This window comes from Staphylococcus sp. LCT-H4, assembly GCF_001866145.1.
In the GTDB taxonomy this organism is placed as follows: Bacteria; Bacillota; Bacilli; order Staphylococcales; family Staphylococcaceae; genus Staphylococcus; species Staphylococcus succinus.
On sequence record NZ_MODY01000002.1, the window covers coordinates 661,413 to 687,217 of the forward strand.

Below are 25,805 nucleotides of genomic sequence, written 5' to 3' on the forward strand. Positions count from 1 at the left end.
TATATTTTAAGTGTGCGACACACGAAAATCACTATGGTCCGCTGCTATATTTTGTCAAGGTAAGAACATAGGTTGAAGGAGAGAAAAATAATGAGCAATCACAAATTAATTGAAGCAGTAACTCAATCGCAATTACGCACAGATATACCTTCATTCCGTCCAGGTGACACTTTAAGAGTTCACGTACGTATTATTGAAGGTACTCGCGAACGTATCCAAGTATTCGAAGGTGTAGTTATCAAACGCCGTGGTGGAGGTATCTCAGAAACTTTCACTGTTCGTAAGATTTCTTCAGGTGTTGGTGTGGAACGTACATTCCCATTACACACTCCAAAAATCGAAACAATCGAAGTTAAACGTCGCGGTAAAGTCCGTCGTGCTAAATTATACTACCTACGTGAATTACGTGGTAAAGCTGCTAGAATTAAAGAAATTCGTTAATCAGCATAATAAGCATGAAAAAACGGTTCCTAATTTAGGAACCGTTTTTTTTGTGCACATATTTCGTTCGAACTCATATTATAAGCTCACGCTGTTAAAAAATAAGTATCAGTATATCTAGTGAAATGACGATTTTACTAGGTATACTACATGTAAGTCGTTTATATGAATATTTATCATAAATTTGAAAATTATTTAGATTTAATGAATTTTGCGAAGACGATGCTTAATATTATGCCTATGATACTGAGCGTGATTAATATATATAAGTAAGGTGGTGTGTATCTTAATTCTATATTTTCCTGACCCTTTTTGACTGGGATGACAGTCATGATACCATTACCTTTTTTGACAGAAACAGCTTTTCCATCAACATTTGCATGCATGCCGTCACGATATGGTATTGGTAAAACAAGATACCCATTATCTTCAATGTCTTTTTTTATGTTGTAACCGTTACGTTGTTTTGCAACTTTCACTTCGTCTAAATCTTTAGATGCTTGCTTGAGTGTATGATAATCTTCGCCATAAATCCCCTTGATATTAAAGCGATATTTACCTTTAGGCAGTTTGATGTTCAAATCTTCGTTTGCTTTAACACGCATGGTAACAGGTGAAACAAAACGACGATATTTATATGATAATTCATTACGTTGTTGTGTATAGTCGTTTAAGCTCACGCTGTGCGCTTTATCTGGTGATAAAAGTTCGACATCCATTTCGACATACATATCTTTATATTTGTATGCAAGAGAAGGGGGCAAATGATATGTTATGCCACCATTATCATTAGTAACGATTAAATTATTTTTATCATCACGGTGTGCACCTTTTAATGAACTAGAACTATGACTTAATAGGTTTTCATTTGGCTTGAAATCACTATTGGCCTGTGTATTTTGACCGTTAAAAACAACGCCTTGTAACATAGCTTGTTCTTGATCCATAGGTGATTTAAGTTGCTTTGAACTATAAACTTTATCTGTGATGTGTGCACTTGGATAAGGAGTTTGATTCGTTGAATGAATAAAGAATTCATTATCTGCATGCTTGATAACATCCTCAGACTCAAAGCCATATGTCATATTTAAATCTTGAGGACGACGTATTCGGTCATTCACATCCCACAAAGCCATTAAATTTGCTCGATTATTAAACAACCTGTAGGTACTATTTTTATCTATTGGCATATTGATTTGTAGTGTTTGGTCATAATATTTTAGTATTTCACCATCGAAAATACTAGAGTAAAGGGCAATGCCATTAAAATGATAAATCATTGGTGAGTTTAGTCCATATTTTGACATATAGTCGATTCTACTAAAGGGATCTTTGTCACGTCGTTGAGTGATATCTTTAATTTTTTTAGCTAGGTTTGGACTTTTATAGGATGAATCCTTTATTGCAGATAATGTAGATTCATATCCCTTTACATTATTCGTATGATGATTTGAAAGAATTAGCCCTTGTTGAATAATAAACAATACCAATAGTATAGGGAACCAACGCTTGTTGAAAAGCTTCTTATTGTATAATAATATACCGAGATAAACCATAATAATGAGACACACGACCATCCAAGTCATTTTCTCATTTTTAACAATTAGCGTCATTACTAACATGATGAGTATTGATGGGACAGCGGTTTTGACGTAAGTGTAAAATGTCAATTCAGAGATGTGTTGAATATATAGAGCGATTAATCCAGCTGTTGTTAGTGCGAAAATGTATACCCAACGACGTTCTGGAGTCGAAAATCCATTAAACATACTATCAAAATATGGCGTTAAAGAACCGATAAGCATTACCCAGGTTGCAATCGCAAATAATTTGTAATAATAATGACGATATAATTTGAATGATAATAAAGCCTGTAAAGCAATAATAGAAACTGTTATATAAAAACCATTTGTGAAAAAATGTTTTTGACGTGCAAAATCAGTGAATAAAGGTATTTTAAAGTGAGGATTGCTGACTCTGTCATTATGTAAAAATGAAGAAACACCAGTATAGAATCCCCATATACTTACCAATAAACTTAATGCTGCTGCTACAGGTATCACCCATAGCTTTTGTTTTCTTGTCGCAATATCTTTTGGATGTGGATATACGATTCTATATATGTAATAAGCAAAAAGGACGATAGCCTCATAATAACTAAAATAGAAATTTGAAAATAGTGTTAATGCAATTGCAAAAATAAACAATCCGATTTTTTTCTCTCTATTAAAACGTTCAATTGCCCATAAAGATAATGGTAAGAAAATAAGTAAATCCCCATAGTAAGACCATGTAAAATTAAAGGAGATTACTGTAGTTGAAGCGCCGTATAATAGGGAGGCAAGTAAAACAATGCCACCTTTTAATTTTAAATATCTAAAATAATAAAAAGCAATTATAAATGTTGCTACACTCTTGAAAAATGAAACAATTAATTGATTGCTTGCCCAAAATGCAATTGAATGAGGATTGCTATTAAATACAACATCTGAAATCCACACAAAAATAAAATTTATAAAAGTAATAGGGGATGTTGCATAGTAATAAGATAGGTCTTTAATATAATCGCCACCTAAGCCAAAAGATTGATCATAAAATCCTTTGAATTGGCTTAAATGTTCATACAAATACATTTGGAACGGCATCATTTGTCTATAGCCATCTCCAGAACCGCTAAAGACAATACCTTGAGACAAATAGCGATATATGTAGGGTGAGAATAAAAGTAGGGCAACTGCTATTCCCATTGAAGCTATACAAATAAAACGTGTAACTTTGTGAGACCAAAGTCTATTAAACATGGCCATACCTCATCTCTAACAAACTCCTTTTTAGATAATTTATTTGCCGTATTAAATATTATTCTTTCTTCTAAAATATACCCAGATAGCACTTGCGACAATACATATGCTAGAAATAACAATCATTGTATACCAATACTTTGGTCTATATTGAATTACAATTTCTTTATTGTCTTTTGATACGGGCACACCTGTCATCATATAATTAACTTTAAATGGTTTTACTTTTTTCCCATCAATATATGCATGCATTCCCTTTCTATAAGGTGTGTTTATAGAGGCAATACCCTTTTTGTGTTGTCCTAAATGAACTTTAATACCATTTTTAATATTTTTATAATGATGATCAAAATCACTTGAATGATGTGCTTTGATTAGGTTTTGATAGTTTACCCCATGTAGTGCTTTGATATCTACTTCGTAATCGCCACCCGGGGCAAGATCAATATTTATATTATCATTTTTATCTGGCTGAGTTCTATACAATTGTGTATCAACCCCAGTACGATAAGTAGAGTTATTAAACAAACGACTGTTCACATACCCATTAACATTTACAGAAAAATTACTATCGGGACGCCCACGTTTAACGAATAGCGTTACATAGAAATCTTTATAACGGGTGCTTAACTTTTTAGGAACATGAATTTGAATCCTGCCGTTTGATTTAGCAATGTGAATAAGGTGTTCTTTTTTATGATTGATATCATGATATGTGATGTCACTCTGATTGAGTAAATTCTCGGCTTTATGAGGATAAGATTGCCCGCGATGATTTATCACAACACCATCAATCATTGCATGTTCTCTATCTACAGGGTGTTTCAATTGCTTAGCATCATAAACTTTATCAGTAATCCGTACAGAAGGAAGGGTTAAAGTATTTTTATATATTTGGTATTGTCCATCACTTTTAATTTTTTTGAAATATCTCGGAATGTTATCTTGGTAATTTTTAATCATTAAATAGCGTACCGAAAATAAGCTGGCTATATTTTGTCGACCATTTGTTGATTGATATATACTTACAGATTCATTTTGCATATTAATTTTTAATGCATCGTAATAATAATCTAAGATATTATGATCAAAAATACTAGAGTATAAGCTCATACCTTTAAAATGCTGGTACATAGGCGTATTATCTTGGTCATTTACTCTCCAATCTATACGCTCATCATCTCCTGTGTGTTGCTTCATTTTATTCACTAGGCGTTGTTGTAGGGGAGAGTCGTATAGGCTTTCAGTCGCGTAACGTACATTACCACGTCGAATGTGATCTTCATAGTATATTTGATTGCGTATAAATACAATAGAGACAAGTATTGATAATATCATGATAGATAAAATGAAAAATTGTGTTAAGTTGACGCGCACATAAGGTTCATTAACTAGTAAAATAAGCAATCCTATTAAACTTACCACTGGCACAAACCATATCCACTCGACAAAATCATCATAATACCATGCACTCATAAATACACAAGATAATCCAATTAATGTAGAAAAAATATAATTTTTTATGGATAATGTACGAAAATATTTTGTATATAGTGCGATTAATATTGCTGAGCTAAAAGCGATTAAATAATGCCAACGTTTTTGTGGTGCCGATAAACCATTAAATAACTGATCAATAAAAGGAAAGAAACTGGCGCAAATAGAAAATAAAGTAAGAAAAGCAAATAATTTATAATAATAGTGTTTGTATAATTTAAAAGATAAAAGAGCTTGAATGGTAATAAAAAGAATTACAATTAAATAATTATCAAAAAAAAGATTTGTATTTCGATTAAAGTGTTCTAAGAAATCTACATCGCCTTTAAATGAAACACGTCTATTGTTTAAATAACTTTCAATACCATGAAAAAATATAAACAAGCTACTACCTAAAGCGAGTAATGATGATAGCGAAAGTGTCAAAATAGCTTTTGCTCTTGGGATGATATCTTGCTTATGACGAAAAATAATGCGAATAATAAAATAAAGTAAACCGGTCAATAATTGGTAATAGGCAAAGTAGAAATTGTTAATTAATGATATGGTTACTACTATAATAAAAACACCAATTTTACCACTTTTAAAAAAACGTTCAATTGACCACAGTAATAGTGGTAACCAGATAAAAATATCACTAAAAAATGGCCAGTATACCGTAAACCTAAAGTATAAGGGCGAAATGACAAAGATAAACGCGGCAAGCATTGCTACTTTACGATTTAAAGATATATACTTCGCATAAATAAAAGTAGCAACCATTGCAAAGGTAGATTTAATGATGGAAATGATAAGCGCATTAGTCATCCAAAACATAACAGCGGAAGTATCCATAGGGATAAAAGCCTTAAGCGTGACAATGATTAGGACGTTAAAAATAAATATGATATTAGTTGAAAAATAATAACTTAAATCTGTAAAAAAGTCACCGCCCAAACCAAAGTCAGAAGAGTAGAACCAATTACCATGACTCCAGTTATCATACAGGTACATTTGGATAGGGACCATTTGTTCCATCCCATCATTTGGCCCTGTGAATAAGACGCCATCATAAATGAATCTATATATAACATAACTGTGACCGATTATTGCGAGAAACATAAATAGTGATATGTAAAGAATCTTGCGCTTCATAAAAAGTATCTCCCATTATATGTAATAAATATAATCCTATTGTAACGATTTTTCTTTAAATAAGATAAAGATAACTATTGATTTATATTAAAACATACATATCTTTAAAAAGCAGGTATTTGAAGAATTAATAAGTAATTATAATAACAAAAGTATTTTATTTATAAAGTATCAATTTTAATAAATGCAAGGTTAAGTATTTATAGATAATTGAGGTGCATTGTTGAATAATGTTGTAAAATTGTAGATAAGTCGATGATAGTGTGATTATTATATTTAAGTAGATATTGCTAACGTGTTATGATTTCATAGTCTGTTGTTAATTCACATAAGAATTAAGTAAATAAATATAAAATAATTGACGTTTCATAAATAAAAAATGAATTAAGAAAGGTGATATAAATGGTAATTCAATGGTATCCAGGTCATATGGCTAAAGCAAAAAGAGAGGTTTCCGAGCAATTAAAAAAAGTTGACGTGGTATTTGAACTTGTAGATGCACGTATTCCTTACAGTTCACGAAATCCTATGATTGATGAAGTCATTCAACGCAAACCACGCGTAGTTATATTAAATAAAAAAGATATGGCTAATTTAAAAGAATTAGAAAAATGGGAAGCATTTTTTAAAGATAAGGGATATTTCCCAGTATCAATTGATGCAAAACATGGTAAAGGGTTGAAGTTAGTAGAACAAGCTGCGATTAAAGCTACAAAAGAAAAATTCGAAAAAGAGAAAGCCAAAGGATTGAAGCCACGTGCAATTAGAGCAATGATAGTAGGCATTCCAAATGTTGGGAAATCAACACTTATTAATAAATTAGCAAATAAAGCAGTTACTAAAACAGGGAACACACCTGGTGTAACTAAACAACAACAATGGATTAAAGTAGGGACTTCATTACAATTACTTGATACTCCAGGTATTTTATGGCCGAAATTTGAAGATCAGTTAGTTGGTAAAAAATTAAGTATTACTGGAGCGATTAAGGACAGTATTGTTCATTTAGATGAGGTAGCCATATATGGCTTAGAATTTATGAAAGCACATGACTATGAAGGGCTAAAAAAACATTATGATGTTGATGTCTCTTTAGAAGCAGATAATATTGAGTGGTTTGATGCAATAGGTCGTCGAAGAGGTATGTTGAGACGTGGTAATGAAATAGATTATGAAGCAGTAATAGACTTAATTATTCATGAAGTGCGTAATGCTAAGATAGGCACATATACGTTTGATATCGTAAATGAAATGGAAGTGTAAGGGCACTATGAAGCCAACAATTAAAGACATAAAGGCTATGTTACAAACTATAGAAACCAAGGAAGAATTAGACAATCTAATTATTAATAATGATGAAAGAAAAGGCGTCCAAAGTGCGATTGTGAGTAGACGAAAAGAATTAGATAAGCAACAATTACTATTGGAAAATTATAAAGTAATGTCACGTTTTGAAAATGAAATATTGGCCCAAGATAGTGAATCCTTGATTTGTGGCATAGATGAAGTAGGACGTGGACCTTTGGCAGGACCTGTAGTAGCTTGTGCAGTAATTTTAAATGAAGACCATCATTTTACAGGGCTTAATGACTCAAAACAATTATCTGCTAGTAAAAGAGAAATTTTAGAGCGCCAATTATTAGCGGATGTTTATGCTTATGCGTATGGTTATGCCACGGTAGACGAAATTGATGAAATTAATATTTACGAAGCGACTAAGCTTGCTATGGAAAGAGCAATATCAGGATTAAGTGTTAAACCGACACACTTACTTATAGATGCAATGACATTAAATGTGGATATTCCGCAAACCTCAATAATTAAGGGTGATGCAAAAAGTATTTCAATTGCTGCAGCGAGTGTACTAGCTAAAGAACATAGAGATAGATATATGCGAAATTTAGCAGTTAAATGCCCAGGATATGGTTTTGAAAAAAACGTAGGGTATGGCACGCAACAGCATTTAGAAGGAATTAAAAAGCACGGCATTTTAAATGAACACAGAAAGACTTTTGAACCAATTAAATCGCTTAAAAGTTAATGTGTAAATTAAAAGAATTAAAAGAAGTGTACTTAATCAGTTTACAATAGCGCTTTCATTTCTTATAATTGATTATGAACTTAACCTAAGAAACAGGAGGATGGAGAATGAATATCCACGAGTATCAAGGTAAAGCAATATTTCGTTCTATGGGCGTTGCTGTCCCAGAAGGACGTGTAGCATTTACTGCTGAAGAAGCGGTAGAAAAAGCAAAAGAATTAAATTCAGATGTATATGTAGTGAAAGCTCAAATACACGCTGGGGGTAGAGGTAAAGCAGGCGGCGTTAAAATAGCTAAATCACTTTCTGAAGTTGAAACTTATGCAAATGAATTAATTGGTAAGACATTAGTAACGCATCAAACTGGCCCTGAAGGTAAAGAAATTAAACGCCTTTACATAGAAGAAGGCTGTGATATTCAAAAAGAATATTATGTTGGTTTTGTTATTGATCGTGCAACTGATAAAGTGACTTTGATGGCATCTGAAGAAGGTGGAACAGAAATCGAAGAGGTTGCTGCTCAAACACCTGAAAAGATTTTCAAAGAAACAATTGATCCAGTTGTCGGTTTAGCACCGTATCAAGCAAGAAGAATTGCTTTCAATATTAATATTCCTAAAGAATCAATTAATAAAGCAGCTAAGTTTTTAGTATCACTTTATAATGTATTCATTGAAAAAGATTGTTCAATCGTTGAAATTAATCCACTTGTTACTACAGGTGATGGTAACGTTTTAGCGTTAGATGCGAAATTGAATTTTGATGATAATGCATTATTCAGACATAAAGATATCCAAGAATTACGCGACTTAGAAGAAGAAGATCCAAAAGAAATCGAAGCTTCTAAGTATGATTTATCATATATTGCTTTAGATGGAGATATTGGTTGTATGGTTAATGGTGCTGGTTTAGCTATGGCAACTATGGATACGATTAATCACTTCGGTGGAAATCCCGCAAACTTCCTTGACGTAGGGGGCGGCGCAACTAAAGAGAAAGTCACAGAAGCATTTAAAATTATCTTAGGTGATGAGAATGTTAAAGGTATTTTTGTTAATATCTTTGGTGGCATCATGAAGTGTGACATTATTGCAGAAGGTATTGTGGCTGCAGTTAAAGAAGTAGAACTGACTTTACCACTTGTTGTTCGTTTAGAAGGTACAAATGTGGAAAAAGGTAAAGAAATTCTTAAGGAATCAGGATTAGCAATTGAACCAGCTGCAACTATGGCAGAAGGCGCACAAAAAATCGTAAAACTTGTTAAAGAAGCGTAAGGAAAGGATGGGAGCACTAAGATGAGCGTATTTATTGATAAAAATACAAAAGTAATTGTACAAGGTATCACAGGGTCAACTGCCCTTTTCCATACACAACAAATGCTTGAATATGGTACACAAATTGTTGCTGGGGTAACACCTGGTAAAGGTGGACAAGTTGTTGAAGGCGTGCCAGTATTCAACACTGTAGAAGAGGCTAAAGAAGAAACAGGTGCTACGGTATCTGTAATTTATGTACCTGCGCCATTTGCAGCAGATGCAATCTTGGAATGTATTGAAGCTGAGTTAGATTTAGCGATTTGTATTACAGAACATATTCCTGTTATTGATATGATTAAGGTTAAAAGTTATTCAGAAGGTAAGAAAACACGTGTTGTAGGACCGAACTGTCCAGGTGTTATTACTGCTGACGAATGTAAAATTGGAATTATGCCAGGATACATTCACAAAAAAGGTCATGTAGGTGTAGTATCTCGTTCAGGTACATTAACTTATGAAGCTGTACATCAATTAACTGAAGAAGGTATTGGCCAAACTACTGCTGTAGGTATTGGTGGAGATCCAGTTAATGGTACAAACTTTATAGATGTATTAAAAGAATTCAATGAAGACGATGAAACTAAAGCAGTAGTTATGATTGGAGAAATCGGCGGTACTGCTGAAGAAGAAGCGGCTGAATGGATTAAAGAAAATATGACAAAACCAGTAGTAGGTTTTGTTGGTGGTCAAACAGCACCTCCTGGTAAACGTATGGGCCATGCTGGTGCGATTATTTCAGGCGGTAAAGGTACTGCCGAAGAAAAAATTAAAACACTTAACAGTTGTGGTGTTAAGACAGCAGATACGCCGTCAGAAATTGGTACAACACTAATAGAAGCGGCTAAAGAAGCAGGCATTTACGAGCAATTATTAACTGTAAAACAATAATTTTTAGCATCTAGCAGCGCAAATTCCGAAAATATGTCGGAGTTTGCGCTATTTTAAGTGTATTTTTTATGAAAATCATGGAATAGGGTTAGCTTAAACCGTTAATGTTAGTTTACATATAGTAGAAAATCAGTTGCCAACATAGCTATCAAGCAATTATATATTGCTTTCAGTCAATCGTTTTAAATAGTTAGATGAATATTCGGTAGTGTAGAGTTACAATAACTACTATTCGATTAAATTTATAATTACTCTTTAAAACCGCATTAAATTTATACATAAAATGTTGTCTTAACGTAACTTTAAAATGCTTCTTAACCTTATATAATAAATGGTAAAAGGAGTTTTTTATGAAAGAATACCAATATTTAAAACTACGTTTTTCTGGATTGACTACACAGCAAATAAGACAACTTTTAAAAGGTTATCCTTATTTCTTAGAGTGTAATGAAATTGAACAACATTATTTACTCAAACAGTTTTTATCTATTTTGAATGTTAGACGTAAAACGCATATATATAATAAATTTTTAAATTACAATGTTGAACAAATTTTATTACAAATGCAACAGTGGCATGTCAATTATATACCGATTACACATCCCCATTACCCTCAATTACTACGGGAAATTTACGACCCTCCATATATTCTTTTCTACAAAGGAAACATATCTATATTACAATTGCCAAACACATTGGCAGTCATTGGTTCAAGAAATGCTACTCAATATACAGACAAAGCATTAAGCTATCTTTTTCCTTCATTTAAAAAAGTAAACATGACAATTGTTTCAGGTTTAGCTAAAGGTGCCGACTATAAAGCGCACCGATATGCGCTAAGTATGGATATGCCTTCTATTGCTGTGCTAGGTTTTGGACATTTATATCATTATCCTAAAGAAACACAAGGAATCAGAAATCAACTTGAAGTTGAGGGGCTAGTGATAAGCGAATACTTACCAAATCAAACGCCACAAAAATATTATTTTCCCGAACGAAATAGATTAATTAGTGGATTATCCAAAGGTATATTAATTACAGAATCTAAGTCAGTAAGTGGCACACGTATTACGACTCATTGCGCCTTGGAACAAAATAGGGAAGTATATGTTTTGCCAGGATCCATGTTTAATGAATTGACAAAGGGTAATTTATTGAGTGCACAAGAAGGTGCAAAAATCGTTTTGAGACCAAGTGATATTATAAATGACTTTCATTAAAAATATGTATATATACATAGAAAAATAAAATAAAAAAAGTGTGAGCACCAACATTGAGGAAATCATGATTGTATGTAATTAAGACACTGATAAATCATGAGGTGAAATGATAATGAAAATTAAAAACATTGACAAAAACAAAATACACCGTTTATCATTTATCTTTGTAATTAGAAATGCAAGGGGGTAACTACTTTGGCAGAAAATTTAGTCATAGTTGAATCGCCTGCAAAAGCTAAAACCATTGAAAAATATTTGGGTAAAAAATATAAAGTTATCGCATCGATGGGGCATGTTAGAGATTTGCCTCGTAGCCAAATGGGTGTAGATGTAGAAAATGATTATGAGCCAAAATATATTACGATACGCGGCAAAGGTCCAGTTGTAAAAGAACTTAAAAAACATGCTAAAAAAGCAAAAAAAGTTTTCTTAGCTAGTGACCCTGACCGTGAAGGTGAGGCAATTGCTTGGCATTTGGCGAACATATTAAATTTAGAAGATTCAACGGAAAATAGAGTAGTGTTTAATGAAATCACTAAAGAGGCAGTGAAAGATAGTTTTAAACATCCAAGAGGTATAGAGATGGATCTTGTTGATGCACAACAAGCGCGTCGTATGCTCGACCGTTTAGTAGGCTATAACATTTCGCCAGTCTTATGGAAAAAAGTTAAAAAAGGCTTGTCAGCAGGGCGTGTGCAATCTGTTGCATTAAGGCTAGTCATTGATCGTGAAAATGAAATTAGAAACTTTAAGCCTGAAGAATATTGGAAATTAGAAGGTGAGTTTAGATATAAAAAATCAAAATTCAATGCTAAATTCCTTCATTTAAAAAACAAACCGTATAAATTAACTAAAAAAGAAGATGTTGATAAAATCACAACACAGTTAGATGGGGATCAATTTGAAATAACTAAGGTAGCGAAGAAAGAAAAAACACGCTATCCTGCTAATCCTTTTACGACATCTACTTTACAACAGGAAGCAGCACGTAAGTTGAATTTCAAAGCACGTAAAACCATGATGTTGGCACAACAATTGTATGAAGGTATTGATTTAAAAAGACAAGGTACTGTTGGTTTAATCACTTATATGCGTACTGACTCAACGAGAATTTCAGATCAAGCTAAATCAGAAGCTAAAGGTTATATACAAGAGACTTATGGTGAAAATTATACGTCTAATCGTAAAGCTAAAGGTCAGGGCGATCAAGATGCCCATGAAGCCATTAGACCTTCAAGTACATTACGTACACCAATTGAAATGAAAGATTATCTTACACGTGATCAACACAGATTATACAAACTCATTTGGGAACGCTTTGTAGCAAGTCAAATGGCACCTGCAATCTTAGATACTGTTGCTTTAGATTTAACTCAAAATGACATTAAGTTCCGTGCCAACGGACAAACAATTAAATTTAAAGGTTTTATGACATTATATGTTGAAACGAAAGATGATAGTGAAGGCGGTAATGAAAATAAATTGCCTAATGTTGAGGAAGGTGAAATGGTTACTGCGACGAACATAGAATCATCTCAACATTACACTCAGCCACCACCACGCTTTACTGAAGCGCGATTGGTTAAAACAATGGAAGAGTTAAAAATTGGACGTCCGTCTACTTATGCACCAACAATTGACACAATCCAAAAGAGAAACTATGTTAAAAATGAAAGTAAGCGTTTTGTGCCTACTGAATTAGGTGAAATCGTGCACGAACAGGTGAAAGATTATTTCCCAGAAATCATCGATGTTGATTTTACTGTGAATATGGAAACGTTACTAGATAAAGTGGCTGACGGTGAAATTGGTTGGAAAAAAGTAATTTCTGATTTTTATAATAGTTTTAAACAAGATGTTGAACGTGCAGAAGAAGAAATGGAAAAAATTGAAATTAAAGACGAGCCCGCCGGAGAAGATTGTGAAATTTGCGGGTCTCCGATGGTTATTAAAATGGGACGCTATGGTAAATTTATGGCGTGTTCAAACTTCCCTGATTGCCGTAATACAAAAGCGATTATCAAAACGATTGGCGTGACATGCCCGAAATGTAAAGAAGGCGATGTCGTTGAACGTAAATCTAAAAAGAATCGTATTTTCTATGGTTGCTCAAAATATCCAGAATGTGATTTTGTTACATGGGATAAACCGATAGGTCGTGATTGTCCTAAATGTGATCATTACTTAGCTGAGAAGAAACAAGGCCGTAAAAGTCAGGTTGTTTGTTCAAATTGTGAATACAAAGAAGAAGAACAAAAGTAATAATATCGACTAAATAGCTGAATAATATATTTTAGCAATTATAAAGTTTTAATAGTTATACGAGCAACTTACGACATATATTTATAATGTAAATGACTGTATTTATGATTATGGTATTTTGTTGTAGTTGCTATTTTTAATGTATAGGAGGAAATAAAATGACTCAAACTGTCAATGTAGTAGGTGCTGGATTAGCTGGTTCTGAAGCTGCATATCAATTAGCTCAAAGAGGTATAAAAGTAAATTTATTCGAAATGAGGCCTGTAAAACAAACGCCTGCGCATCATACGGATCAATTTGCAGAACTCGTATGTTCTAACTCTTTACGTGGTAATGCTTTAACAAATGCAGTAGGTGTATTGAAGGAAGAAATGAGACGTTTGGATTCACTTATTATAAGTGCGGCAGACAAAGCTAGAGTACCAGCAGGGGGAGCGCTAGCGGTCGATCGTCATGATTTTGCTGGACATGTAACTCAAACTCTAAAGAATCATCCGAATATAACTGTAGTAAATGAAGAAATCAATAGTATTCCTGAAGGACAAACAATTATTGCGACAGGACCATTAACGACAACGAACTTAGCAAATGAAATAGTTGAAGCTACAGGAAAAGATCAATTATATTTTTATGATGCAGCAGCACCAATTATTGAAAAAGAAAGTATAGATATGGATAAAGTATACTTGAAATCTCGTTATGATAAAGGAGAAGCAGCATATTTAAATTGTCCTATGACTGAAGAAGAATTCAATGCGTTTTATGATGCGGTACTAGAAGCAGAAGTGGCTCCGGTCAATGAATTTGAGAAAGAAAAATACTTTGAGGGATGTATGCCGTTCGAAGTTATGGCTGAACGTGGTCGCAAAACCTTGTTATTTGGACCAATGAAGCCAGTAGGACTAGAAGACCCTAAAACAGGAAAACGTCCATTTGCAGTTGTCCAATTAAGACAAGATGATGCAGCAGGTACACTTTATAATATTGTAGGATTTCAAACGCACCTGAAATGGGGCGCTCAAAAAGATGTCATTCGTCTTATCCCAGGCTTAGAAAATGTAGAAATTGTTAGATATGGTGTGATGCATAGAAATACATTTATTAATTCACCAGATGTGTTATCAGAAACATATCAACTTAAAGGTAGAGAAGAGTTATACTTTGCTGGTCAAATGACTGGGGTTGAAGGATATGTTGAAAGTGCAGCAAGTGGTTTAGTGTCTGGTATTAATTTAGCGCATAAATTAAAAGATAAAGGGGAAGTTATATTCCCTAGAGAAACTATGATAGGCAGTATGGCATATTATATTTCTCATGCTAAGAACGAAAAGAATTTCCAACCTATGAATGCTAATTTCGGGTTGTTACCAACTTTAGAGCATCGTATTAAAGATAAAAAAGAAAGATATGAAACTTTAGCGAACCGTGCATTGTCTTATTTAGATAATTATAAACAAACACTATAAAAGTTTGATAGATTTACGTGATTTCCGAAAATTTTGAAAATTTGACACAATTAAATAGTTATTTTTAGCAGTCCCCTCCCACAATATGCTACAATTCTTATTGATGGAGGGGTTTTTATTGGAAGAAATCCAGCAGGCATACTTATATATGTTAAAAGTTGAAAAACAATTTTCAGAACATACTTTGAAGTCATATCATGATGATTTAGAACAATTCAATGCGTTTTTAAGTCAAGAATATTTAGAGTTATCTGCATTCGAATATAAAGATGCAAGAAATTATTTGAGTTTTTTATATTCAAAAAGCTTGAAAAGAACTTCTGTTTCCCGTAAAATTTCTACGCTGAGAAGTTTTTACGAATATTGGATGACTCAAGATGAACAAATTATCAATCCATTCATTCAACTCGTACATCCCAAGAAAGAACAATATTTGCCACATTTTTTCTATGAAGAAGAAATGGAAGCATTATTTGATACTGTTGAAAAAGACCCCAAAAAAGGATTGAGAGACAGAGTGATTTTAGAATTACTTTATGCAACAGGCATAAGGGTCTCAGAATTAGTTCATATAAAAGAGCAGGATTTAGATATGAATTTACCTGGAGTGAAAGTACTGGGTAAAGGTGGAAAAGAGCGGTTTATCCCATTTGGTGAGTTTTGTAGGCAAAGCATTGAACGTTATATAGAGTCATTTAAACCAAAAATGAATAAAGTACATTCGTATTTACTAGTGAATATGAATGGAGCACCAATTACAGAGCGGGGTGTTCGTTATGTGTTGAATGATGTCGTAAAACGAACAGCTGGCGTCACAGATATTCACCCACATAAACTACGACATACATTTGCGACACATATGCTTAATCAAGGAGCAGATTTACGCACCGTACAATCATTGCTAGGTCATGTGAATTTATCGACGACAGGCCGTTATACACATGTGACTAATGATCAGCTAAGAAAAGTATATTTAAATGCACATCCTCGTGCAAAAAAGGAGAATTGAATTATGAGTACATCTATTCATGCGACGACGATTTATGCAGTTCAGCATAATGGCCATTCAGCAATGGCAGGAGATGGACAAGTTACGCTTGGTGAGCAAGTGATTATGAAAAAGACCGCACGAAAAGTAAGACGTTTATATAACGATAAAGTTTTAGCGGGATTTGCTGGGAGTGTGGCAGATGCCTTTACATTATTTGAAAAATTCGAAACTAAATTACAACAATTCGGTGGGAATTTGGAAAGAGCTGCTGTAGAGCTAGCACAAGAATGGAGAGGTGACAAACAACTTCGTCAATTGGAAGCTATGCTTATTGTGATGGATAAAGATTCTATCCTTGTTGTGAGTGGTACAGGTGAAGTTATCGCTCCAGACGATGATTTGATAGCTATTGGTTCAGGTGGTAATTATGCGTTGAGTGCAGGTAGAGCATTGAAGCGTCATGCTACAAATTTAACTGCCAAAGAGATGGCGTATGAAAGTTTAAAAGTAGCTTCAGATATTTGTGTATTTACAAATGACCAAATTGTGGTTGAAGAATTATAAATAAAGTAAGAAAAAACGTATAATTTTTAAATATTAGGATATAGTAAAAACAATTCATAAATGTAATTACAAATTTGGTTACTAATGTTTAGAATGACAGAAATTATAATTACGGAGGTAATTTATATTATGGAGTCAAATGGTATTAAATTAACACCAAAAGATATCGTTTCAAAATTGAATGAATATATCGTTGGGCAGGATGACGCAAAACGTAAAGTAGCCATTGCATTAAGAAATAGATATAGAAGAAGTTTGCTAATCGAAGAAGAAAAAAAAGAGATTGCACCTAAAAATATTTTGATGATTGGTCCAACTGGTGTCGGCAAAACAGAAATTGCACGCCGTATGGCTAGAGTAGTGGGCGCACCTTTTATTAAAGTTGAGGCAACTAAGTTTACTGAAGTGGGTTATGTAGGACGCGATGTTGAAAGTATGGTCAGAGATTTAGTAGATGTATCCGTAAGGTTAGTGAAAGAGCAAAAGAAAGCGCTAGTTGAAGACGAAGCAAAAGATAAAGCAAATGAAAAACTAGTGAAACTTTTAGTTCCGAGCATGAAGAAAAAAGCTACCCAAAATAATAATAACAATCCTTTAGAGTCGTTGTTCGGCGGTTCGATGCCAAACTTTGGACAAAATAATGACGAAGAGGAAGAAGCACCAACTGAAGATGTTAAGACCAAACGTTCTGAAATCAAACAACAGTTATTAAAAGGTGAATTAGAAGATGAAAAAGTACGTTTGAAAGTAGAACAAGACCCAGGCGCTATGGGAATGTTAGGGACAAATCAAAATCAACAAATGCAAGATATGATGAGTCAACTGTTACCTAAGAAGAAAGTTGAAAGAGAAGTCCCAGTTAAAACAGCACGTAAAATATTAACAGATGAATTCGCTGATGAATTAATTGATCAAGAGTCTGCAAACCAAGAAGCGATAGACCTTGCTGAACAAATGGGCATTATATTTATTGATGAAATTGATAAAGTGGCAACGAATAACCAAAATTCAGGTCAAGATGTCTCTAGACAAGGTGTACAGAGGGACATTTTACCGATTCTTGAAGGTAGCATGATTCAAACCAAATATGGTACTGTTAGTACTGAACATATGCTGTTTATTGGTGCTGGAGCGTTCCACGTGGCTAAACCAAGTGATTTAATTCCTGAGTTACAAGGTCGTTTCCCAATTCGTGTTGAATTAGAAAGTCTTTCAATAGAAGATTTTGTACGAATCCTGACTGAGCCTAAATTATCACTTATCAAACAATATGAGGCGTTACTTAAAACTGAGCAAGTCACAGTCAACTTTACCGATGAGGCAATTAAACGTTTGGCTGAAATTGCGTTTCAGGTAAACCAAGATACTGATAATATTGGTGCACGTCGATTGCATACGATTTTAGAAAAAATGCTTGAAGATTTATCATTCGAAGCGCCGAGTATGCCACATGCGGTTGTAGATATTACGCCACAATATGTTGATGATAAATTGAAAACCATTTCAACAAACAAAGATTTAAGTGCGTTTATTTTATAATATAAATGAAAAAGGAGAAGGAATATGAGCTTATTATCGAGAACGAGAGAATTAAATACACTTTTGCAAAAGCATAAAGGCATAGCAGTAGATTTTAAAGATATGGCACAAACGATAAGCAGTGTAACTGTAACAAACGTGTTTATTGTTTCAAGAAAGGGTAAAATCTTAGGTTCTAGCTTGAATGAACTACTAAAAAATGAGCGTATTATTCAAATGCTAGAAAATCGTCATATCCCAACAGAATATACAGATAAATTAATGGATGTAAGAGAAACACAATCAAATGTTAATATTGAAAATGTATTAACGGTATTCCCACCTGAAAACAAAGATTTATTTAAAGATAGTAGAACAACTATCTTCCCAATCTTAGGTGGTGGAGAAAGATTAGGTACACTTGTACTAGGACGTGTCCAAGACGATTTCTCTGAAAATGACCTTGTACTTGGTGAATATGCGGCAACAGTCATTGGTATGGAAATTTTACGTGAGAAACATAATGAAGTAGAACAAGAAGCGAGAGATAAAGCAGCAATTAGTATGGCAATTAATTCATTATCATATTCAGAAAGTGAAGCAATTGAACATATCTTTGAAGAATTAGGTGGCAAAGAAGGCTTGCTTATCGCTTCAAAAGTTGCAGATAGAGTTGGCATTACACGTTCAGTAATCGTAAATGCTTTACGTAAACTTGAAAGCGCGGGTGTTATTGAATCACGTTCACTTGGTATGAAAGGTACATTTATCAAAGTGAAAAAAGAAAAATTCTTAGATGAATTAGATAGAATTAAGTAATATAAATAAATTAAAACGTTGAGCGAATACTATATATAAAAGAACGACTGAAGCGTGTTGTTTAGTCGTTCTTTAAATATGTGGAAATCAAACGCAAAACTATTGATTTATAAGAGTGAATATGATATATTTATTCACGGCTATTAAGCCAATACACACATAAAAAGTGAAAGTATGAAGGGTGCGATAGTGTTTTATCGTGTTTGTACGAGCTTTTTGTGGAGGTAATTAACCAATAGGAGGAATTTTATTATGGCAGTAATTTCAATGAAACAATTGCTAGAAGCAGGTGTTCACTTCGGTCACCAAACACGCCGTTGGAACCCAAAAATGAAAAGATACATTTTCACTGAAAGAAACGGTATCTATATTATCGATTTACAAAAAACAGTGAAAAAAGTAGAAGAAGCTTATAACTTCATTAAACAAGTATCAGAAGATGGTGGAAAAGTTTTATTCGTTGGTACGAAAAAACAAGCACAAGATTCAGTTAAAGCTGAAGCAGAACGTGCTGGTCAATTCTATGTTAACCAAAGATGGTTAGGTGGAATCTTAACTAACTATAAAACAATTTCTAAACGTATCAAACGCATCTCTGAAATTGAAAAAATGGAAGAAGATGGCTTGTTCGAAGTATTACCTAAAAAAGAAGTTGTAGAACTTAAAAAAGAATACGACCGTTTAATTAAATTCTTAGGCGGAATTCGTGATATGAAATCAATGCCTCAAGCATTATTTGTAGTTGATCCTCGTAAAGAGCGCAACGCAATTGCTGAAGCACGTAAATTACACATCCCTATCGTAGGTATCGTGGATACAAACTGTGATCCTGATGAAATTGATTACGTTATCCCGGCTAACGATGATGCTATTCGTGCCGTTAAATTATTAACTGGTAAAATGGCAGATGCAATCTTAGAAGGTCAACAAGGTGTATCAAATGAAGAAGTAGCAGCAGAACAAAACATTGATTTAAAAGAATCAACTGAAGCTACTGAAGCAGAAACAACTGAAGAAAACACTTCTGTTGAATCAAACTAAGAATAATGTAAAATGGGTGATAAGGTAAATAGGCTTATCACCTTTTTTTTAAGATAAATTTATTAAAATTCATTAAATGATGGAGGAATATAAAATGGCAATTTCAGCTAAACTTGTAAAAGAATTACGTGAAAAAACTGGTGCAGGCATGATGGACTGTAAAAAAGCGCTAACAGAAACTGATGGTGACATCGATCAAGCGATAGACTACTTACGTGAAAAAGGTATCGCAAAAGCGGATAAAAAATCAGACCGTATTGCAGCAGAAGGTCTTGTACATGTTGAAGAAAAAGGTAATGAAGCAGCAATCGTAGAAATTAACTCAGAAACAGATTTCGTTGCTCGTAACGAAGGTTTCCAAGAATTAGTTAAAGAAGTTGCTATCCAAGTATTAGATACTAAAGCTGAAACAGTAGAAGCGTTATTAGAAACTACTTTACCAAATGGTAAAACAGTTGACCAACGCATCAAAGAAGCTATCTCTACAATTGGTGAAAAATTAAGCGTACGTCGTTTCGAAGTTAGAACTAAAACTGATAACGATGCTTTTGGTTCTTATTTACACATGGGTGGACGCATCGGTGTTTTAACTGTAGTTGAAGGTTCAACTGACTCAGAAGCTGCTAAAGATGTAGCTATGCACATTGCTGCGATTAACCCTAAATACGTTTCATCAGAGCAAGTTAGTGAAGATGAAATCGCACACGAAAGAGAAGTTTTAAAACAACAAGCTTTAAATGAAGGCAAACCAGAAAATATTGTTGAAAAAATGGTAGAAGGCCGTTTACGTAAATATCTGCAAGAAATCTGTGCCGTTGACCAAAACTTTGTAAAAGATCCAGACCAAACAGTAGAAGCTTTCTTAAAATCAAAAGGTGGCAAACTTGTTGACTTCGTACGTTTCGAAGTAGGCGAAGGTATGGAAAAACGTGAAGAAAACTTTGCGGATGAAGTAAAAGGACAAATGAAATAATTTTTCATAGTTAGATCAAGGAAGAAGACACCTTTTGTGCTCCGTATGAAAGATTTACTTTTGTATTGGAAGACCTATTGTGTCTTCTTTACTTGTATCAATTACATATTTTTACAATAGAGAGGATAAGACAATGGCTCAAACTTCTAATTACAAACGTGTTGTTTTAAAATTAAGTGGCGAAGCATTAGCAGGAGACGATGGTTTTGGAATTAATCCAATTATTATTAAGAGTGTAGCTCAACAAGTTGCTGAAGTAGCAAAAATGGATTGTGAAATTGCAGTAATCGTTGGTGGAGGTAATATTTGGAGAGGTAAAACAGGTAGCGATTTAGGTATGGATCGTGGAGCTGCTGATTACATGGGAATGTTAGCTACAGTAATGAATGCTTTAGCTTTACAAGACAGTCTTGAGCAACTCGAGTGTGATACACGTGTTTTAACTTCAATTGAAATGAAACAAGTTGCAGAACCGTATATTCGTCGTCGTGCTATAAGACATTTAGAGAAAAAACGTGTAGTTATTTTTGCGGCTGGTATCGGTAATCCTTACTTCTCTACTGATACGACAGCAGCGTTACGTGCGGCTGAAGTTGAAGCTGATGTTATCTTAATGGGTAAAAATAATGTTGATGGTGTTTACTCTGCTGATCCAAAAGTAGATCCGGATGCAGTTAAATATGAACACCTTACTCATATTCAAATGTTACAAGAAGGTTTACAAGTAATGGACTCAACAGCATCTTCATTCTGTATGGATAACAATATTCCATTGAATGTATTCTCTATTACTGAAGAAGGTAATATTAAACGTGCTGTTATGGGTGAAAAAATAGGAACTTTAATAACAAAATAATCAGAGGTGTATGACAATGACTGACATTATTAATGACACGAAATCAAAAATGCAAAAATCTATAGATAGTCTTTCAAGAGAATTAGCTAATATCAGTGCAGGTAGAGCAAATTCCAATTTATTAAATGGTGTAAACGTAGATTACTATGGCGCACCAACACCAGTACAACAACTTGCGAGCATTAGTGTGCCTGAAGCGCGTTTACTTGTTATTGCACCATACGACAAATCTTCAGTGACTAACATTGAAAAAGCAATTAATGCAGCTAATTTAGGCGTTAATCCTTCTAGTGATGGCGAAGTGATTCGTATAAGTATCCCGGCATTAACAGAAGAACGTCGTAAAGATTTAGTTAAAGATGTTAAAAAAATTGGTGAAAATGCAAAAGTTGCGATACGTAATGTACGTCGTGATTCAAATGACGATCTTAAGAAACAACAAAAAGACGGCGACATCACTGAAGATGATTTAAAAGGACAAACAGATGATGTTCAAAAACTTACTGACGATTCAATTAAAAAAATTGATAGCTTATTAGAAGAAAAAGAAAAAGATATTATGTCAGTATAAACATGGTAAAAATGATTATACTTCAAACTTCACTTCAAAGGACGTAAATTATTACGGTCTTAACTTGAAGTTTGAGGTGTTTCATATATTTATCTGAACTGTATCAAATCAGACTTTGGTACAGTTTTTTTATTTGTTTATTCAATGCGCTTATCTAGTATGATAAAATGGTAGATAAATGTATCTAGAACTTATTATAATAAACAGAGATGATCACGCTCGGAGGAAATACCATGTTTAAAAAGTTAAAAAAGCAGAAAAAAAATCAGCCTAATCAATCCGATTTTGATTTAGATTTACATAATATACCTGAACATGTTGCTATCATTATGGATGGTAATGGACGATGGGCAAAACAAAGAAAATTGCCTAGAATCCAAGGTCATTATCAAGGTATGCAAACGGTAAAAAAAATCACTATGGAAGCTAGTGATATAGGAATCAAGTATTTAACGTTGTATGCGTTCTCTACAGAAAATTGGGCAAGACCGAAAAATGAAGTCAATTATATCATGAACTTGCCGGTTAACTTTTTAAAAACTTTTCTACCAGAGTTGATAGAAAATAATGTTAAAGTAGAGACAATTGGTTTTATGGAACATTTACCAACATCTACATTAAAAGCGATTGAAAAAGCAAAAGAAGATACTAAAAATAATACTGGATTAAAACTAGTTTTTGCTATTAATTACGGTGGTCGTGCTGAAATTGTACATAGTGTAAAATCATTATATGATAAATTGTCTGAGGATGGTTTAACGAGTGATAATATTACAGAGGAAATGATTAATGATCATTTGATGACGCATAATTATCCAGATCCTGAGTTACTTATTAGAACTTCTGGAGAGCAACGTATTAGTAATTTCCTAATTTGGCAAGCATCCTATAGTGAGTTTATATTTAACGAAAAACTATGGCCCGATTTTGACAAAGAAGAATTAATAAATTGCATTAAAATTTATCAGTCTCGCCAACGACGTTTTGGTGGATTATAAATAGTTAGGAGAAAAGTATGAAAGTTAGAACTTTAACGGCAATCATCGCACTTATCGTTTTCCTCCCTATATTATTAAAGGGCGGATTTAGTCTAATTTTATTTTCATATTTATTAGCATTCATAGGATTAAAAGAATTGCTTAATATGAATATGATTAAGTTCTTATCTGTTCCAGGTATTATAAGTGCATTAGGCATTTTGATTATTATGTTACCTCAAGATGCTGGAGCGTGGGTAAGTGCTTTACAGTTAAAATCATTAATTGCTATGAGCTTTATTTTATTAAGTTATACAGTACTTTCTAAAAATAGATTCAGTTTTATGGATGCTGCATTTTGCCTAATGTCTATTGCATATGTTGGAATTGGATTTATGTATTTGTATGAAACGAGATCTGAAGGTATACATTACATACTCTTTGCATTTTTAGTAGTTTGGTCTACAGATACTGGTGCATATCTTTTTGGTCGTTTAATGGGTAAACATAAATTATGGCCAGTTATAAGTCCCAATAAAACCATCGAAGGTTTTATTGGGGGGCTAGTATGTAGTTTAATCATTCCATTGGTAATGATTATGTTTGTAGATTTTAATATTGCAACGTGGATATTACTGATACTTACAATAATATTAAGTATGTTTGGGCAGTTAGGTGATTTGGTAGAATCAGGATTCAAACGTCATTTTGGTGTTAAAGATTCTGGGCGCTTATTACCTGGACATGGTGGTATTTTAGACCGCTTCGATAGCTTCATGTTTGTATTACCATTATTAAATATCTTTTTAATTCAAATGTAATTTTAAATTTAATGTCCAAAGTACAACTATATACAAAAAAATGGGAGTTAATGAAGTAATATATCTAAGCGATTATAGGCTGTTATATTATTAATTAACTCTTTTTGATAAGTTAATTAATTATTAGCCGTTATAGTCATTACTTTTTTATTAGGTTAAAAGGGTGTTTGAATAGGTTAAAGTTGCGTGTGTCTGTTAGACTAGTTGTGTTATACTTTTATAACCTAAAGTGGCAAATATTATAGTTATTTCAACACTTGATTTAATATATTGCGCATTAGTAATCAATTTATTCCGAAAATATGAGGTGTATTTAATTGAGTTTCCTAGTAACAATTATTTCTTTTATAATCGTATTTGGTGTTCTTGTATCTGTGCATGAATATGGCCATATGTTCTTCGCTAAAAGAGCAGGAATTATGTGCCCTGAATTTGCAATAGGCATGGGCCCTAAAATATTTAGTTTTAGAAAAAATGAAACGCTGTATACTATAAGATTATTACCTGTAGGTGGTTATGTACGTATGGCTGGTGATGGTTTAGAAGAACCCCCCGTACAACCAGGTATGCATGTGAAAATTAAAGTGAATGATAAAGACGAAATTACACATATCATTCTAGATGATCAACACAAATTTCAACAAATCGAAGCTATAGAAGTAAAACAATGTGACTTTAAAGATGGTTTATATATTGAAGGCATAACGGCATATGATCAAGAAAGACATCGTTATCCAATTGCCGATAAATCATACTTTGTTGAAAATGGTAGTTTAATACAAATTGCACCAAAAGATCGACAATTTACTTACAAAAAACCATATCAAAAATTCTTAACGTTGTTTGCAGGACCTCTTTTCAATTTCTTACTTACATTAGTATTATTTATTGGTCTAGCATATTATCAAGGTACACCAACAAACTCCGTTGATGAAGTTGCCAAAGGTTCACCTGCAGCACAAGCAGGATTGAAATCAGGTGATACAATTGTTAAATTGGGAAGTCATAAAATTAACGGTAAAGACGATATAGATCAAGCGGTGAGTGAAATTAAAGATCAAAAGACGAAGTTAACAGTTGAGCGCGATGGCAAACAACAAACTTTTGACATTAAACCTAAAAAAGTAGAACAAAAAATGACTAAAACACATTCAGAAACTAAATATTTATTAGGTTATCAAGCAGATACTGAACATACAGTATTTAAACCAATTATTTCTGGACTAGAACAAACAGTAACAGCAGGAAAACTAATTTTCACTGCAATTTTAAGTATGATTGCTAGTATTTTTACAGGACAATTTTCATTCGACATGTTAAATGGACCAGTGGGTATTTACCACACTGTCGATTCAGTTGTTAAAACTGGCATAATTAATTTGATTTCTTGGATGGCATTATTAAGTGTGAACTTAGGCTTGATGAATTTATTACCAGTACCAGCATTAGATGGTGGTCGAATCTTATTTGTAATATATGAAGCAATTTTTAGAAAACCAGTAAACAAAAAAGCAGAAACGACAATTGTTGCAATAGGTGCAGTATTTGTATTAATTGTTATGGTTTTAGTGACTTGGAATGATATCCAACGCTATTTCTTATAATTGA

The 25,805-nt window shown here is 33.3% G+C and carries 21 protein-coding genes; 19 read left to right on the top strand and 2 right to left on the bottom strand.

The window, feature by feature from the left end; all coding sequences use genetic code 11:
• Positions 1–90: 90 nt before the first annotated feature.
• Positions 91–441, top strand: coding sequence for a 50S ribosomal protein L19 (rplS, locus tag BK821_RS08100; RefSeq protein WP_046836235.1), 351 nt, complete (start codon positions 91–93; stop codon positions 439–441).
• A 191-nt stretch (positions 442–632) separates the two neighbouring features.
• Here the strand turns inward: rplS and BK821_RS08105 are convergent, their stop codons facing one another.
• Both BK821_RS08105 and BK821_RS08110 read right to left on the bottom strand, forming a co-directional pair.
• Entirely contained in the window at positions 633–3,242 is a 2,610-nt protein-coding gene (locus tag BK821_RS08105) for a YfhO family protein (protein WP_046836236.1), read from the bottom strand.
• Between the two features lie 51 nt (positions 3,243–3,293).
• Positions 3,294–5,873: a YfhO family protein gene (locus tag BK821_RS08110; protein WP_071331521.1), complete on the bottom strand. Its 2,580-nt coding sequence runs from the start codon at positions 5,871–5,873 to the stop codon at positions 3,294–3,296.
• A gap of 402 nt (positions 5,874–6,275) precedes the next feature.
• Between BK821_RS08110 and ylqF the strand changes: the two genes are divergently transcribed.
• From ylqF to rseP, 18 genes are all read left to right on the top strand, one after another.
• Positions 6,276–7,136, top strand: coding sequence for a ribosome biogenesis GTPase YlqF (gene ylqF, locus BK821_RS08115; protein ID WP_046836238.1), 861 nt, complete (start codon positions 6,276–6,278; stop codon positions 7,134–7,136).
• 7 nt (positions 7,137–7,143) lie between these two features.
• A complete protein-coding gene (locus tag BK821_RS08120; RefSeq protein ID WP_046836239.1) occupies positions 7,144–7,914 on the top strand; it encodes a ribonuclease HII in 771 nt (256 codons plus the stop codon).
• A 107-nt stretch (positions 7,915–8,021) separates the two neighbouring features.
• Positions 8,022–9,188, top strand: coding sequence for an ADP-forming succinate--CoA ligase subunit beta (gene sucC / locus BK821_RS08125; RefSeq protein ID WP_046836240.1), 1,167 nt, complete (start codon positions 8,022–8,024; stop codon positions 9,186–9,188).
• 21 nt (positions 9,189–9,209) lie between these two features.
• Entirely contained in the window at positions 9,210–10,118 is a 909-nt protein-coding gene (sucD, locus tag BK821_RS08130; protein WP_046836241.1) for a succinate--CoA ligase subunit alpha, read from the top strand.
• Between the two features lie 350 nt (positions 10,119–10,468).
• A complete protein-coding gene (dprA, locus tag BK821_RS08135) occupies positions 10,469–11,338 on the top strand; it encodes a DNA-processing protein DprA (RefSeq protein WP_046836242.1) in 870 nt (289 codons plus the stop codon).
• 195 nt (positions 11,339–11,533) lie between these two features.
• The gene (gene topA / locus BK821_RS08140; protein ID WP_071331522.1) at positions 11,534–13,600 is read left to right on the top strand and encodes a type I DNA topoisomerase; all 2,067 of its coding nucleotides are present in this window, start codon (positions 11,534–11,536) and stop codon (positions 13,598–13,600) included.
• 158 nt (positions 13,601–13,758) lie between these two features.
• On the top strand, positions 13,759–15,066 hold the full coding sequence (gene trmFO / locus BK821_RS08145) for a methylenetetrahydrofolate--tRNA-(uracil(54)-C(5))-methyltransferase (FADH(2)-oxidizing) TrmFO (RefSeq protein ID WP_046836244.1): 1,308 nt from the start codon (positions 13,759–13,761) through the stop codon (positions 15,064–15,066).
• A gap of 118 nt (positions 15,067–15,184) precedes the next feature.
• The gene (gene xerC / locus BK821_RS08150; RefSeq protein ID WP_046836245.1) at positions 15,185–16,075 is read left to right on the top strand and encodes a tyrosine recombinase XerC; all 891 of its coding nucleotides are present in this window, start codon (positions 15,185–15,187) and stop codon (positions 16,073–16,075) included.
• Between the two features lie 3 nt (positions 16,076–16,078).
• Entirely contained in the window at positions 16,079–16,621 is a 543-nt protein-coding gene (gene hslV, locus BK821_RS08155) for an ATP-dependent protease subunit HslV (RefSeq protein ID WP_046836246.1), read from the top strand.
• 129 nt (positions 16,622–16,750) lie between these two features.
• Positions 16,751–18,160, top strand: a complete 1,410-nt coding sequence (hslU, locus tag BK821_RS08160; protein WP_046836247.1) for an ATP-dependent protease ATPase subunit HslU — start codon at positions 16,751–16,753, stop codon at positions 18,158–18,160.
• A gap of 24 nt (positions 18,161–18,184) precedes the next feature.
• On the top strand, positions 18,185–18,958 hold the full coding sequence (gene codY, locus BK821_RS08165) for a GTP-sensing pleiotropic transcriptional regulator CodY (RefSeq protein ID WP_046836248.1): 774 nt from the start codon (positions 18,185–18,187) through the stop codon (positions 18,956–18,958).
• A 252-nt stretch (positions 18,959–19,210) separates the two neighbouring features.
• Entirely contained in the window at positions 19,211–19,999 is a 789-nt protein-coding gene (rpsB, locus tag BK821_RS08170) for a 30S ribosomal protein S2 (protein ID WP_046836249.1), read from the top strand.
• A gap of 94 nt (positions 20,000–20,093) precedes the next feature.
• Positions 20,094–20,972, top strand: coding sequence for a translation elongation factor Ts (gene tsf / locus BK821_RS08175; RefSeq protein ID WP_046836250.1), 879 nt, complete (start codon positions 20,094–20,096; stop codon positions 20,970–20,972).
• A gap of 133 nt (positions 20,973–21,105) precedes the next feature.
• Complete coding sequence (gene pyrH, locus BK821_RS08180; RefSeq protein ID WP_046836251.1) at positions 21,106–21,828, top strand: UMP kinase; 723 nt, start codon at positions 21,106–21,108, stop codon at positions 21,826–21,828.
• Between the two features lie 16 nt (positions 21,829–21,844).
• On the top strand, positions 21,845–22,399 hold the full coding sequence (gene frr / locus BK821_RS08185; protein ID WP_046836252.1) for a ribosome recycling factor: 555 nt from the start codon (positions 21,845–21,847) through the stop codon (positions 22,397–22,399).
• Between the two features lie 233 nt (positions 22,400–22,632).
• Positions 22,633–23,397 (top strand): undecaprenyl pyrophosphate synthase, encoded by a 765-nt coding sequence (locus tag BK821_RS08190; RefSeq protein ID WP_046836253.1) that lies wholly within the window; start codon positions 22,633–22,635, stop codon positions 23,395–23,397.
• Positions 23,398–23,414: 17 nt separating this feature from the next.
• The gene (locus tag BK821_RS08195; RefSeq protein ID WP_046836254.1) at positions 23,415–24,197 is read left to right on the top strand and encodes a phosphatidate cytidylyltransferase; all 783 of its coding nucleotides are present in this window, start codon (positions 23,415–23,417) and stop codon (positions 24,195–24,197) included.
• Positions 24,198–24,514: 317 nt separating this feature from the next.
• Complete coding sequence (gene rseP, locus BK821_RS08200) at positions 24,515–25,801, top strand: RIP metalloprotease RseP (RefSeq protein WP_071331523.1); 1,287 nt, start codon at positions 24,515–24,517, stop codon at positions 25,799–25,801.
• The last annotated feature ends 4 nt before the right edge of the window (positions 25,802–25,805 follow it).